Annotated in this window: 15 protein-coding genes; 6 read left to right on the top strand and 9 right to left on the bottom strand. The window is 67.6% G+C overall.

All coding sequences use genetic code 11. The features are described 5' to 3' along the window. Positions 1-108 precede the first annotated feature (108 nt). On the bottom strand, positions 109-1026 hold the full coding sequence (locus ACQP1O_RS27605; RefSeq protein WP_433561352.1) for an SDR family NAD(P)-dependent oxidoreductase: 918 nt from the start codon (positions 1024-1026) through the stop codon (positions 109-111). Between the two features lie 120 nt (positions 1027-1146). On the opposite strand from ACQP1O_RS27605, the gene ACQP1O_RS27610 reads away from it, so the two are divergent. Further along, entirely contained in the window at positions 1147-1845 is a 699-nt protein-coding gene (locus ACQP1O_RS27610) for a TetR family transcriptional regulator (RefSeq protein ID WP_433561353.1), read from the top strand. 12 nt (positions 1846-1857) lie between these two features. Here the strand turns inward: ACQP1O_RS27610 and ACQP1O_RS27615 are convergent, their stop codons facing one another. The 3 genes from ACQP1O_RS27615 to ACQP1O_RS27625 form a co-directional block, all read right to left on the bottom strand. Further along, the gene (locus ACQP1O_RS27615; protein WP_433561354.1) at positions 1858-2163 is read right to left on the bottom strand and encodes a hypothetical protein; all 306 of its coding nucleotides are present in this window, start codon (positions 2161-2163) and stop codon (positions 1858-1860) included. 104 nt (positions 2164-2267) lie between these two features. After that, a complete protein-coding gene (gene ligD, locus ACQP1O_RS27620; protein WP_433561355.1) occupies positions 2268-3212 on the bottom strand; it encodes a non-homologous end-joining DNA ligase in 945 nt (314 codons plus the stop codon). A 188-nt stretch (positions 3213-3400) separates the two neighbouring features. After that, positions 3401-4099, bottom strand: coding sequence for a response regulator transcription factor (locus tag ACQP1O_RS27625; protein ID WP_433561356.1), 699 nt, complete (start codon positions 4097-4099; stop codon positions 3401-3403). A 217-nt stretch (positions 4100-4316) separates the two neighbouring features. On the opposite strand from ACQP1O_RS27625, the gene qcrB reads away from it, so the two are divergent. From qcrB to ACQP1O_RS27650, 5 genes are all read left to right on the top strand, one after another. Further along, positions 4317-6005, top strand: coding sequence for a cytochrome bc1 complex cytochrome b subunit (gene qcrB / locus ACQP1O_RS27630; protein ID WP_433561357.1), 1689 nt, complete (start codon positions 4317-4319; stop codon positions 6003-6005). Next, positions 6002-6277 (top strand): hypothetical protein, encoded by a 276-nt coding sequence (locus ACQP1O_RS27635; protein ID WP_433561358.1) that lies wholly within the window; start codon positions 6002-6004, stop codon positions 6275-6277. The genes qcrB and ACQP1O_RS27635 overlap by 4 nt, the downstream gene beginning before the upstream one ends. 144 nt (positions 6278-6421) lie before the next feature. After that, positions 6422-6892 carry a hypothetical protein gene (locus ACQP1O_RS27640; protein ID WP_433561359.1) on the top strand — a complete coding sequence of 157 codons (471 nt, stop codon included), beginning with the start codon at positions 6422-6424 and terminating at the stop codon, positions 6890-6892. A gap of 26 nt (positions 6893-6918) precedes the next feature. Next, complete coding sequence (locus ACQP1O_RS27645; RefSeq protein WP_433561360.1) at positions 6919-7071, top strand: hypothetical protein; 153 nt, start codon at positions 6919-6921, stop codon at positions 7069-7071. Between the two features lie 52 nt (positions 7072-7123). Continuing rightward, positions 7124-8041 carry a 2-hydroxyacid dehydrogenase gene (locus tag ACQP1O_RS27650; RefSeq protein ID WP_433561361.1) on the top strand — a complete coding sequence of 306 codons (918 nt, stop codon included), beginning with the start codon at positions 7124-7126 and terminating at the stop codon, positions 8039-8041. 24 nt (positions 8042-8065) lie between these two features. Here ACQP1O_RS27650 and ACQP1O_RS27655 read toward each other — a convergent pair whose 3' ends face one another. From ACQP1O_RS27655 to ACQP1O_RS27675, 5 genes are all read right to left on the bottom strand, one after another. Beyond that, complete coding sequence (locus tag ACQP1O_RS27655; protein WP_433561362.1) at positions 8066-8659, bottom strand: Rv1733c family protein; 594 nt, start codon at positions 8657-8659, stop codon at positions 8066-8068. A 428-nt stretch (positions 8660-9087) separates the two neighbouring features. Continuing rightward, positions 9088-10038 carry an alpha/beta hydrolase gene (locus ACQP1O_RS27660; protein ID WP_433561363.1) on the bottom strand — a complete coding sequence of 317 codons (951 nt, stop codon included), beginning with the start codon at positions 10036-10038 and terminating at the stop codon, positions 9088-9090. Between the two features lie 105 nt (positions 10039-10143). Then, positions 10144-10800 carry a TetR/AcrR family transcriptional regulator gene (locus ACQP1O_RS27665; RefSeq protein WP_433561364.1) on the bottom strand — a complete coding sequence of 219 codons (657 nt, stop codon included), beginning with the start codon at positions 10798-10800 and terminating at the stop codon, positions 10144-10146. Positions 10801-10833: 33 nt separating this feature from the next. Further along, positions 10834-12393: a multicopper oxidase family protein gene (locus ACQP1O_RS27670; protein ID WP_433561365.1), complete on the bottom strand. Its 1560-nt coding sequence runs from the start codon at positions 12391-12393 to the stop codon at positions 10834-10836. A 99-nt stretch (positions 12394-12492) separates the two neighbouring features. Next, positions 12493-12903 (bottom strand): DUF6153 family protein, encoded by a 411-nt coding sequence (locus ACQP1O_RS27675; protein WP_433561366.1) that lies wholly within the window; start codon positions 12901-12903, stop codon positions 12493-12495. Positions 12904-12984 lie beyond the last annotated feature (81 nt).

A 12984-nucleotide genomic window follows, 5' to 3' on the forward strand; every position in this document is an offset into this window, starting at 1 on the left:
AAGAGGTTTCTCGATATCGGACGGTTCGGGATCGGGCGGGTTGCGGCGCATGGCCGCCGGCTCGAACCCGGCGGTCCATGTCAGCCCGACATTTGCTTTGGTCGGCGGTCAGACCTCGAAGGTGACGCCGGTCAGCTGCTCGGAGACGGCCCACAGCCGCTGCTGCGCGGCCAGATCGTGAGATCGGTTGCTGGAGGGCACGATTCGCGGATGTCCCCGGACCTCTCCCAGGCCATCGGGGCCGTAGTACTGACCCCCGAGCACACCCGGATCGGTCGCGGCACGCAGTGTGGGCAGGGCGCCCTTCGCCGGGCTCTGCGTGACCAGCGGGGCCACCGCCGGCGCGAGCCACCGAATGACGGCCGGGGAGTTGCGCATCAGTTCCGTGTTCGAACCGCCCGGATGTGCGGCGACCGCAATTGTGTTGGCGCCGTGCGCGGTCAGTCGGCGCTGCAGTTCGTAGGTGAACATCAGGTTCGCCAGCTTGGACTGGCCGTAGGCCGCGACCCGGTCGTAGGACTGCTCCCACTGCAGGTCGTCGAAATGGATCTTGCCGCGGAAGCGGTGCGCGAGGCTTGCCACCGTGACCACCCGGGAGTTCGGGGTCTTCAGCAACAGATCGAGGACCAGTCCGGTCAGGGCGAAGTGCCCGAGATGATTGGTGCCGAATTGCAGCTCGAATCCGTCGGCCGTGTTCTGCCGTGGCGGGTACATCAGGCCGGCATTGTTGATCAGGAGATCGACCCTCGGATGCGCGGCGCGCAGCTCGGCGGCGGCCACGCGGACCGATTCGAGCGAGGCCAGGTCGAGGGCGAGCACGCTCAGGCGCGCGCCGGGCACGATCTCGGCGATCCGGGCAACGGCCTGTTTACCCTTCTCGACGTCACGGACCGCCAGCACCACCGACGCTCCGTGCGCCGCCAGCACGCGGGCGGTCTCGAAGCCCAGTCCGGTATTGGCTCCGGTGACGACCGCAAGCCGGTCCTGCTGTTCGGGGACATCGTTCTCGGTCCACTTGTGCGCCATGGTTCCTCCGCTGGGGGAATGAATCAACATTAAGGACCACCGGTCTCTTAACCGGGATGGACCAACAATAAGAGACCGCCGGTCTCTAGTCAATGAGCCGCTGGTCGGTACCATCGGTGCGTGGGATTCCAGAGAGCGCGCACCCCGGAGCAGCGGGAGGTGCGCCGCAGCACGATTCTGGATACCGCCGCGGCCATGCTCGATGACATGCCTGTCGCCGATCTGACCCTCAACGCGCTCAGCCGCCGCGTCGGGTTGGCGAAGTCGAATGTGTTGCGCTACTTCGAATCTCGCGAGGAGATTCTGCTCGAACTGCTCGACCGGGGATTCCGCCAGTGGCTGGCCGAGTTGGCGGACGAATTGCCGGACGCCATCGATCCGCACTCGCCGGTGGAGGAACGGATCGATCGACTCGCGGCTGTCCTGAGTTGTTCGCTGCAGGACCACACCGCGTTCTCGGATCTGGTGAGCGCCCAGGCGGGCGTGCTCGAGCACAATGTGTCGGTCGACGTGGTCGTCCGGTACAAGCGCTCCACCCTCGAGAACCTCACCATCCTCGCCGACCGGGTCCGCCAGGTGGTGCCGGAGCTCGGCGACAAGGCATTGACGATCTGTTTGATGGGCGTGGCAATGGTCGCGGGGCTGTACGCCCATGCCCGGCCGTCGGCGAGCACGGTGGCGGCCTACGATGCCGACCCCGGACTGGCCGCACTTCGCATCGACGTGTGCACCGCGCTCGAGGAATCCCTGGCGACACTGATGACCGGTGTTCTGCATCGTCCGAACGGCTCGAAATACCGTCCGCGCGAATCGAAATGAAGACTCCGGGCATTATGGGCCGATGCCCGATTCGCTGTTCCGGCGGTAGGTGAGCAGCCACCAGGCCACGATCAGATCGTCGGTGCGGTGGAGGTAGAGCATGGCGGCGGTTTCGTCGATGCGCCGGTCGCGGTCGAGGTAAGGCTCGGCCCTCGTCGGGATACGCGAGCAACGGTAGCGGGCCCAGCGTCGCCAGATCGACCAGCCCGGTTGCGGCCGCCCGACGCTGACCCGGATCCTGGCCGATGCCGCGCGCCCCACCGGCCACCATCGCCGCGGGCGCACCCGGAAGCGCTGTTCGGCGACCAGGCTCTGCACGGCGGATTGTGGCGCGCCACCTAGGAACCGAGGTCCGCGCTCGGGTTCGCCGCCTTGCCGGGAGCCCTGCGCCCGGGCGCGCCGCGCTGACCCTCCGCGCGGCGTTACGGCTCTCGGCGGACTTCGCGTGGGTTCTTGTCGAATCGCAATCCACGCCACGACGGATGCCTGAGTCGGGCGTCGCTGGTCCAACCGGTGAAGGTCACCTCGCCGACGAGTTCGGGTTCGACCCAAACGGCGTCGGGCACGGGAGCCTCGACTGATGGCGTGTTGCGTTGCAGCGGTTGGAGTTTCGCACTCAGGTCGTCGAGCGTAGCCTGGGTGAAGCCCGTGCCGACGTTACCGATGTAGGCGAGTTCGCCCGTGTCGTCGTGAACTGCCATCAGTAGTGAGCCGATGTGCCCCGCTCGCTGCCCGGCGCCCGGGCGCCAGCCGACGATGACGACTTCCTGATCACGGACGTTCTTGACCTTGATCCAGAGCGGGCTGCGCCGCCCGGGCAGGTAGGGACCGTCGAGGCGTTTGCAGACGATGCCTTCCAGCCGCAGGCGTCGCGATTCGTCGAGCACCGCCTCGCCGGGCCCCTTCAGACGGGGTGGTGTCCGCCAGTGCGGTCCGCGTAGGTCGAGTTGTTCGAGTAGGTCCCGCCGCTGCCGGTAGGGCAGGTCGATCAGCGAACGATCGCCGACGTGGAGCAGGTCGAAGATCATGTAGGTGGCCGGGGTCGTAGTGGCCAGGGATCGAATCATGGCGGGGTTGCGCTGATGCATCCGCGGCTGAAGAGCTTCGAAGGAGGAGCGTCCATCCTCGCCGAGCGCGACGATTTCGCCGTCCAGGACGAAGGCGGGGCTCGAGGGTCCGAGCGCGGCGAGTTCCGGCCAGGCCGCGGTGATGTTCTTGTCGTTGCGGGACATCAGCCGCAAACCATCGCTGACGTAGCAGATGGCGCGGATGCCGTCGAACTTGACTTCGTAGTTCCATGTCGCATCGTCGTGGGGAACCGCGCCGGCCGTGGCCAGCATCGGCGCGTAGCGCGGCAGCCCGGTCACTTCCGTCTCACTGCCATCGACGGTCCTCTCGCGAACTCGAACGCAGTGGTTTGACAGTAGTTCAAATAATACCGACCGGTTTGCTTTTTCAGGTGGTCTCCGGGCTCACCCGAGCACGTCACGCAGTGGCATCACCGAAATATGTGGTGGCCTTCGCGATCCTCCGATGCGGATGGGCCGGCGGCGAATCATGCTGTGGGACTTTCTATCCGGCCGCCGTCGCCGCGCAGCCGATAGCCCGCGCCGCGCACGGTCTCGAGCGATATCACGCCGAACGGGCGGTCGATCTTGTCTCGTAAGCCGCGGATGTGGACGTCCACGACATTGGAGTGCGATTCGTACGCGAAATCCCAGCAGTGCTCGGTGAGCAGTTCCCGGGTCAGCACCGCGCCGGGCTGCCGCGCGAACATCTCCAACAGGGCGTATTCCTTTGCAGTGAGCACAATTTCATCGTCACCGCGCCAGCATCTCCGCGCCGCGGTATCGATGCGGAGATCGCCGACCCGCAGCACGGTCGGCCGCGGGACCGGGCCGCGGCGGATCAGGGCACGCAACCGGGCGAACAGCTCGTCGAGATGAAACGGCTCGGTGAGGAAGTCGTCGGCACCGTCATCGAGGCCGGTGATTCGGTCGCGCACCGCGCCGCGCGCGGTCAGCATCAGCACCGGCACCCAGACGCCCTCGTTCCGCAATCGCCGGCACACCTCGAGCCCGGAGAATCCGGGCAGCATCACATCCAGCACGACCGCGTCGTAGGCGCGGCTGGCGGCCGCACCGTAGCCATCGGGTCCGTCCGCCGCGACATCGACGGCGTAGCCCTCTTCGGTCAGGCTCCGGCGCAGCAGCCGTGCCATTTTCGGTTCTTCCTCGACCACCAGCACGCGCATATGGATCAGCCTCCCGCCCACATTCTCGGCACCGGCAATGCCGGGCAACCCTGACGTGAGAGTCCATCCCGTTCATGACCACACCCGAACCGCGCCCTCGGAACGCAGCGAGTTGATCTTCATGGATGCTTCATCTTCGCGGCGTAGACCAGATTCGACAAGGCGTGATGACGCTCTGCCGGGCCGACGCGACCCGGCATGCCGAAGGAGACCGGTCATGGCACGGATCCGATCCGCCCTCGCCGCCCAGGCCAACGCGGCCGACGAGCGCTATCGCGCCGCTGCGTTCATCAAACGGTCGATCAACAAGGTCTTCCCCACGCACTGGTCGTTCCTGCTCGGTGAGATCGCGCTCTACAGCTTCATCATTCTGCTGCTGACCGGCGTGTATCTGACGCTGTACTTCGATCCGTCGATGACCGACGTGGTCTACAACGGCACCTATCAGCCGCTGCGCGGAGTGACGATGTCACGGGCCTACGAATCCACCCTGAACATCTCCTTCGAAGTCCGCGGCGGCCTGTTCATCCGTCAGGTCCACCACTGGGCCGCACTGCTGTTCGTCGCCTCGATGATCGTGCACCTGTTCCGGGTCTTCTTCACCGGCGGGTTCCGCAAACCACGCGAAGCCAACTGGGTCATCGGCTCCATCCTGCTGATCCTGTCCATGTTCGAGGGCTTCTTCGGCTATTCGCTGCCCGACGATCTGCTCTCGGGCACCGGGCTGCGGCTGGCCTTCGGCGGCATCACGATGGGCCTGCCCGTCGTCGGCACCTGGATGCACTGGCTGCTCTTCGGCGGCGACTTCCCCGGCAACATCATCGTGCCCCGTATGTTCATCACCCACGTGCTGCTGATCCCCGGCATCATGCTCGCCCTGATCGCCGCCCACATCGCCCTGGTCTGGTACCAGAAGCACACGCAATACCCCGGTCCGGCACGGACGGAACGCAACGTCATCGGCACTCGGATCGTGCCTGTCTTCTCCCTGGACCAAGGCGCGTTCTTCGCGTTCACCCTGGCCGCACTGGCGCTCATGGGCGGCCTGCTGCAGATCAACCCGATCTGGAACCTCGGCCCCTACAACCCCTCCCAGGTGTCGGCGGGATCGCAACCGGACTTCTACATGATGTGGACCGAGGGCCTGGCCCGCACCATGCCACCGTGGGAACTGTATCTGGGCCGCTACACCATCCCCGCCGCATTCTGGGTCGCCCTGATCATGGGCCTGGTCTTCACGGTGCTGATCGTCTATCCGTGGATCGAGAAACGGCTCACCGGCGACACCGCCCGCCACAACCTGCTGCAACGTCCCCGGGACGTGCCGGTGCGCACCGGCATCGGCGCCATGTCCATCACCTTCTATGTGATCCTGACCCTGATGGGCGCCAACGACATCATCGCCTACATCTTCCACATCTCCCTCAACGCAACGACCTGGGCGGGACGCATCGGCATCCTGCTCCTGCCGCCGCTGGCCTACTTCATCGCCTACCGGCTCTGCGTCGGATTGCAGCGAGCCGACCGGACCGTACTCGAGCACGGCATCGAAACCGGCGTAATTCGTCGCCTCCCCCACGGCGAATACATCGAACTCCACCAGGCACTCGGCCCCGTCGACGACCACGGCCACCCGGTCCCACTGGACTACCAGGGCGCACCGGTGCCGAAGAAGATGAACCGACTCGGGATCGCCGGCAAACCCGGCAGCGGCAGCTTCTTCCTCGCCGACCCGCCCGACCAGGTCACGGCCCTCCGCCACGCCGACCACACCGCCGAATCGGCCCAGCTGACAGTCCTACGGACCTACCAGCAGCGCATCACGGGGCTCGAACAGTCCGCGGACACGACACCGGATGGCCGTGAGCCGACAGACACGACACCGGATGGCCGTGAGCCGACATGAGATTCCCGCACCGGCACACCGGCGCACTGCTCACCCGGCCACAACCGGACGCCTACGGGCTACTGGTCGCCGCGGCAACCGTCTTCGACGACCAAGCCGCCCAGGCCACACGAAACCTGTTGTACGCCCACGGAGTACAAACCACCACCGCGACCGATCCCACCCACCGGACCCTTCGATGGCACCACCACCGACTGCACCGCCGACACATCCTGGTGTTCCCCGAGGACGCCCTGCGCGCCTACGAAGTCCTCAGCCGCCACACCAACTGACCACGACCCGACAAGGGTGCTCGCAACGCGCCACCGCAATTGGCGCAGAGGAACGGATCGGCGTCGCAGACTCCGCGAGCCCGACTCGCCGGACAACCCACCGGTCCGGGGTTTGACCAGCCAATGAACGGGCATTGCCCCACTATGTTCACAATCATCGGACTCATCGCTCTGCTGGGTGCTGTGACCGTGGGTGTGGCCGGGATCCAGGCCAACAGCGGTGGCGCACATACGCTTCCCAATGGCTTCACCGTTTTCGACCACACCTATCACGGATCCGCCGGGCTGCTGTTCGCCTACGGAATCCTGATCGGCGCGGTCGGCACGGCGGGATTCATCCTCACGCTGGCCGGAATCTGGACCACGTCGCGACGTGGCACGGTCGCGCGGCGCGAGCTGCGCCAGTCGCGACGCGAGATGGCTGCGGCACGAAAGGAACTCACGAAACCCGCTCCGGCGGCCACGGCGGCGCGTAACGTGGAGCAGCCCCGGAAGCCGCTGGTTCCCATGGCCGAGAAGACGCCGAAACGTGTATTCGCGAAGCCGAATTGGTCGGTCAACCGCTTCCTCAACGGTTCGGGGACACCCGCGAAAACCGAATCCGCCGCCGAATAGGACTCCGGTCCGCAGAGGACAATCGAATGCTCGCCGTGCTCGGCCTCGCGTTGCTCGACGCGGGCTGGCTCATCGCCACCCCGGCCCTCACCGCCCTCGGCATCATCGTGCTGACCGCGGCCCTGATCCGCTGGCTGCTGGGCGCACCTGCCCGCTACCTCGCCCATCCCCGATACTGATCGCGACCGACCGCGCCGACCGGAGTTCGCCCGGTCGGCTAGCGTCGCTGACATGACGGTGACGGTGCTGGTTCCCGATGACCATGGTTTCGCGGCGGTCTCCCGGCTCGAGGGGGTGCGGCCGGTGCGCTACACCCTCGGCGAGCCGCTGCCCGCCGGGGCCGATGCGGCGGAGGTACTGGTGCCCGCCTTCCTGGCCAACCGGCCGGAGAGCATGGCGCTGGCGCGGTCGCTGCCGAAGCTGCGGCTGGTGCAACTGCTGACCGCGGGGGCCGAGGCCTGGGTGGGCGCGCTGCCGGATCGGGTGATGATCTCGACCGGCCGCGGTGCGCACGGGGCGAGCACCGCCGAGTGGACGATCACCGGATTGCTCACGATCTACCGGGAATTCATCGAATTCGCCGTGGCCCAGCGCGAGCACCGCTGGATCCAGCACCGCACGGATACCTTGCACGGCAAGCGAATCCTGATCATCGGTGCGGGTGATCTGGCGACGGAATTGCGGCGCATGCTGCTGCCCTTCGACACCACAGTCGAACTGGTCGGTACGCAGGCCCGGGAGGGCGTGCACGGCGTCGGCGAAATCCCCGATCTGCTCCCGCATTTCGACGCGGTCGTGCTCATGGTTCCGGTCACCTCGGCCACCATCGGCATGGTCGATGCGGCGTTCCTGGCCCGCATGCCCGACCGCGCGATTCTCGTCAATGCCGCCCGCGGCCCGGTGGTGCGCACCGACGACCTGCTGGCCGAACTGCAATCCGGCCGGCTACGCGCCATCCTCGACGTCACCGACCCGGAACCGCTGCCCGCCGACCACCCACTGTGGGACGCACCGGGCCTGCTGCTCACCCCGCACGTCGGCGGCAGCAGTAGCGGAAATCTGCAGCGCGGCTGGGCCATCGCCACCTCGGAGATCGCACGCTACCTGGCGGGCGAGCCGCCGCAGAACCTGATCAACGGCGAATACTGAACCGGCGCAGCCGATCCCACCCCGCTACAGGGTGTCCTTCCCGATCGGCCGATTGATGCCACGCCACTCACGCTCCCAGCGCGCATACCGTCTGGCATCGAACACCGTGCCCGTGAACCACACGGTCGCGGCGGCCGCACACCACGTCTCGACCAGCACGGCGAGCCCGGTCCCGATCCCCTCGGCGGCCGCGGCTCCCGGCCGCGCCGGCGCCCGCGTCGGCTGCCCGTTCTTGATCCACACCGTCACCGTGGCCCCCGCGACCTGCGGTCCGGGCACGTCCACGGTGGCGGTCTCGGTCTTGCCGTCACTGTTCCACTGCACGGGCGCCTGATACCGCGCCTGATTGCCCGCGTAATGATCCGAATCCGGCATCCGCACGGCATCCGCGGTCTCGATGGCCGTCACCCTGACCTTCCCCGCGTCCTGCGCCGCGATCCGCTCCTGCGCACCGGTATAACTCACGCTCCCCACCGCCCCAGCCACCGGCACCGCCGCGGCCACGACCACCACGGCCACCGCGCGCAGCACCACCTCGGCCCGGTCCGAGACACGCAGCAGCGGATTCCGGTTCCATGGCCGCACCCGCCAGAGCCGAGTCGGCAACGAAGGACGCATCGACACCTGGACCGCCTCTCCACGCGTCGTCGTACCGCTTACATAGGTAGCTCTACCCCATTCGATACGCCACCAACCGGCCGAACGTCAAGGTCAGCGCGTCGTGACTCCTCTACGTACCAGCCAAATCCCACGTCATACACACATCGGCGGCTGAAGCACCCGCACCGTCGGACCACCTGGTAGGAGGCGCTGCTCCGTCGCGGGAGGTGGGGCGTATACCGACCAGTTCGCATCGGCACTCTGCACGGGGCTCGTGGCTGCGGCGCGGGAGATCGATGGTGCGGCCGAGCGGATGATCGAGCGTGGAGAGGGTGAACTGTTCGCTGCGACTGTGACCAGGGCGATGGTCATGCTTGGCACGGAGGAACGTTCGGAGCGGATTGTTTGTGCAAAATCGGTTTGGTGACAGTGGAATTCGAGACTGGTCAAGGGTGGGGACCGGCCTCGGGCTGGCTGGCGATGACATCACCGGTGGGACGGGGGGTGAAGAGATGTCGGTGCAGGAAGGACAGTTCTGCTTCGACGGTCTGTTCGTGCGCTCCCAGATAAGTCGCGTAGTGCCCGCCGGGTACGCGGACGAGCTCCGATTGCGGGGCTTGGGCGGCGACGCGGAGTGCGGGGGCGGTGAGGGCGGATCGGTCCTGGTCGCAGGCGATGACGAGGAGGGGGCTGTGGATGCGGGAGGCGTGGCGGCCGGGGCGGTAGAGGGCGGTGCGGAGGGCCGAGCGGGCGGCTACGGACTGTTGCCAGGTCGAGTATTTGCCGTCGGGATCGAGGGCATACGACATGTCCGGGGCGTCCGGTGTGGTGAGGGCCGCGACGGTTCCCGGGTCGCCGACCAGGGGAATCAGCACGGGTGGCCTGCCGGCCAGACCGGCGGCGACGTCGAGGAGGGCGCGGCCGGTGAAGCGCAGCAGGGCGAGGGGCTTCTGGTGGCGAGATGCGTTGCGGGAGATCGCGGGTCCATCGGCGTGAGGCGATTGGGCGATCGCGGCAGCCACGCCGGGATGATGCGCCGCGATATTCAGGACGTGGCCGCCGGACAGCGAGTGGCCCCAGAGAGCGAGCTTGGCCGGGTCGACTTCCGGTAGGGCCGAGGCGAATTCGATGGCGGCCCGCCAGTCGTCGAGTTGCTCGCGGATGCGGACGACCTGGCGGGGCAGGCCGCCGCTCTCTCCGAGGTGCCGATAGTCGAAGGCGAGGACGGTGAATCCGGCCTGATGGAATCGTTGGGCGAACCGGTCGGTGCCGGCTTCCTTGGTGACCGCGATGGCTCCGGCCATGATCACGCAGGCGCCGTTGGTTCCTGGATAGTGCCAGGCCGCGCATTCGTCACTGCCGCTGGTGAAGCGACACTTCCGACGTTCGATGGACATTCGCACACCGGCCTTTCGGTGGTCCTTTGACACCATGAAGTGAACCACTTGGTTCACTTCATGTCAATGACGCGGACCCCCGCTGTAATATCGTGCGGGACAGAGCTATTCGACAGCCGCTTCTTCCCGGTCCAGGGCGCGGGACAGCGCCTCGAGCCCGGCCTCGGCGCCGGCGGTATCCCCGCTGGTCAGCCAGTCGATCAGGAAGCCACGCAGGGCCGCCAGGATCAGCTCGGCCACCTCCCGCTTCCGGCGCTCCGGCCAGGCCACCGGGCACAGCGAAAGCAATAGCGGCAGATACTGTTTCGAGGCCTCCCGGCCCAGTGCGGCATGCCGCTGCGGGTCGTACATCGCCAGCCCGATGGCCTGATCGAGCACCCGCAGCCCGGTTTCCGCGTCGACGAGCACTGGCCACAGCGCCCGCACCCGCGCCGACAGCGTGGGTTGCTGCCGGTCGAGTATCGCGAAGGCGGCGCCGATCCGCCTGTCCCGCAATCGCACGATCGCCTGTGCGAGCAGGTCGTCGACACCGTCGAAGTGATAGAGCAGCACCTTGTGGGTGGTGCCGGCCGCCCGAGCCGCCCGCCGCAGCGAGAAATCCACCAGGCCGTTGGCCGCGAGGTCGTCGGTGACGCGGTCGAGCAGGTCGTCGCGCCGGGCCGCACCGCGGGCCGAACCCGTGGATCGCCGGTAGCCCGCGGGCCCCGGAGTACCGGGCTCCGCGTCCGTTTCCTCGGGCTGGGACGGTGTCGTACGGGCCATGCGGATGAACCTACCCGCGGCGGGGTGGCGGGCTCAGCGCACGTAGGACAGGATGCTCATCATGCCCGCTTCTCCGTGGTAGGCGTTGTGGCAGTGCAGCATCCACTGGCCGGGGTTGTCGGCGTCGAGGTCGACTTCGACCGTCTGCATGGGCAGCACGATGGAGGTGTCCTTGCGCGGCCCGGATCCGGCCCGATCGACGAGCTGGAAGGTGTGGCCATGCAGGTGCATGGGGTGGTACATCATGGACTGGTTGCGGAAGCGCAGGCGGATCCGTTGCCCCTGGCTGACATTGAGAGCAGCGTGGTCGGGGTAGGCCTTGCCGTTGATGGTCCAGACGTATTTCTTCGCGTCGGAGCCGAGGGTGACGTCGAGGGTCTGATCGGGCCGCTTCGCCTGCAGGCGAACCTGTTCCGCGGCGGTGAGCCGATCGGCCGTCAGCGGCGCCACCGCGAGTTCGGCCGGTTGCACGTCGGCCGCGGGCGGGGTGCCGCCGCCGGTGCGGATCAGCGCGAAGCCGCGGCCCGTCTTGCCTTCCGCCGCGGCGACCAACGGGAAGACGCCGTCCGCCAGTTCGACGATGACGTCGTAGCGTTCGCCCATGCTGATGAGCAGGCTGGAGGTGGTGATCGGCTGCACCGGGAAGCCGTCGGTGTGGGTGACCCGCAGCTGATGTCCGCCGAGGGCGACCCGGAATGCCGTGTCCGCGGCGGCATTGATGATCCGCAGCCGGATGCGCTGCCCCGGTCGCGCGGTGACGACGGCGGGGTCGCTGCCCAGGCGGCCGTTGATCAGGAAGTACGGGTAGGTGACGTCGCCGGCGTCGGAGCCGAGCGGGGCGTTCGGGTCGGCGGGCATGGACATTCCGCCCGAGCCCATGGTCATGCCGTCGTGGTTCATGCCCGGCATCCCACCCATGGCCATGCCCGCCATGCCCTTGTCCCGCAGGGCCTGCAACTCCTTGTCGGGGTCACGCCCGTCGACGCCGTCGAGCCAATCGTCGAGCACCACAACGGCTTCGGTGTCGTAGTCGCGGCCGTCGGCCGGATCCTCGACGATGAGCGGCGCGTACAGGCCCCGGTCGAGCTGCACCCCGACGTGCGGGTGGAAGAAGTAGGTGCCGGAGTCCGGCGTGGTGAACTCGTAACCGAAGCTGCCTCCGGCCGCGATCGGCGCTTGGGTGACGTCGGGGACGCCGTCCATATCGTTGCGTAGCGCGATGCCGTGCCAGTGCACCGTGGTCGGCGCCGGGAGCGCGTTGATGACGTTGGCGCGCACCACCTCACCTTTGGCGATGCGGATTTCCGGGCCGGGCACCATGCCCCCGAAGGCCCAGGTCGGCGCCTGTACGCCACCAAGGTCGACGGTGGTCGGCTCGGCGCGCAGTGTCACGTCGCGGACGGTGGCGCCGGCCGTGCGACGCGCGGCCTCCGCGGCCCGGACCGCCTCGGAATCGGGCTGCACGAGGCTGGGCGTGGCTGTCGTGTTCTTCGTGCACGCGGCCAGTGTCGCGGCCGCTGCGGCACCCGCTCCGAGCGCTAGGAATCCGCGGCGGTTCAGTGGCGACGCGAGTGGAAATCGATTGGAGGACATGACTTCTCCCTGGTTGGTCGATTGTGGGGCACGCCGCGCCACTGTCGGCGGTGGCCGGGATCACGAGGTCGGCCGCGACCGGTAGGCGCGGCGGACCTGTCAGATCCGCAGAATCGACAGTTCGGCCAGGGTGAGGACCGTCCAGGTCGGTGGACGGGCTCGATGGATTCGCAGGGTCGGGAAGTTCGGTGGGCGGGCGTCACGGGGCCGGTCTCCGGCCCAGTGCAGCAGCACGAGGCCGATCACGACCGTCACCGCGGAGAGGACGAAGAATTCGCAGGTGTGGGTGAGCCCGCGCCCGCCGGGCTTGTCGCCGTGCATTCCCGCGTCGTGTCCCGGGTGCGGGGCGGAGGGCATCACCATCGTCGCCGGGGACATCTCGGAACCCGGCGTGCTGTGGTGTGCCGAGAACACACCCGCATGCATGGCGGCGATACCGAGCAGGAGCGCCAGCACTCCGAGCAGCCGGACGCATCCGGTCACTCGCGGCGCAACACGCTGATCAGCCACGTCAGCCAGCATAGCCCGACCCGGCCCACCACCCCCTGGGGGTATCCGCCACGAACCTGACACGCGGTGGCCCGCATCACA

The sequence above is a fragment of the Nocardia sp. CA-151230 genome, from assembly GCF_050942175.1.
Taxonomy (GTDB): Bacteria; Actinomycetota; Actinomycetes; order Mycobacteriales; family Mycobacteriaceae; genus Nocardia.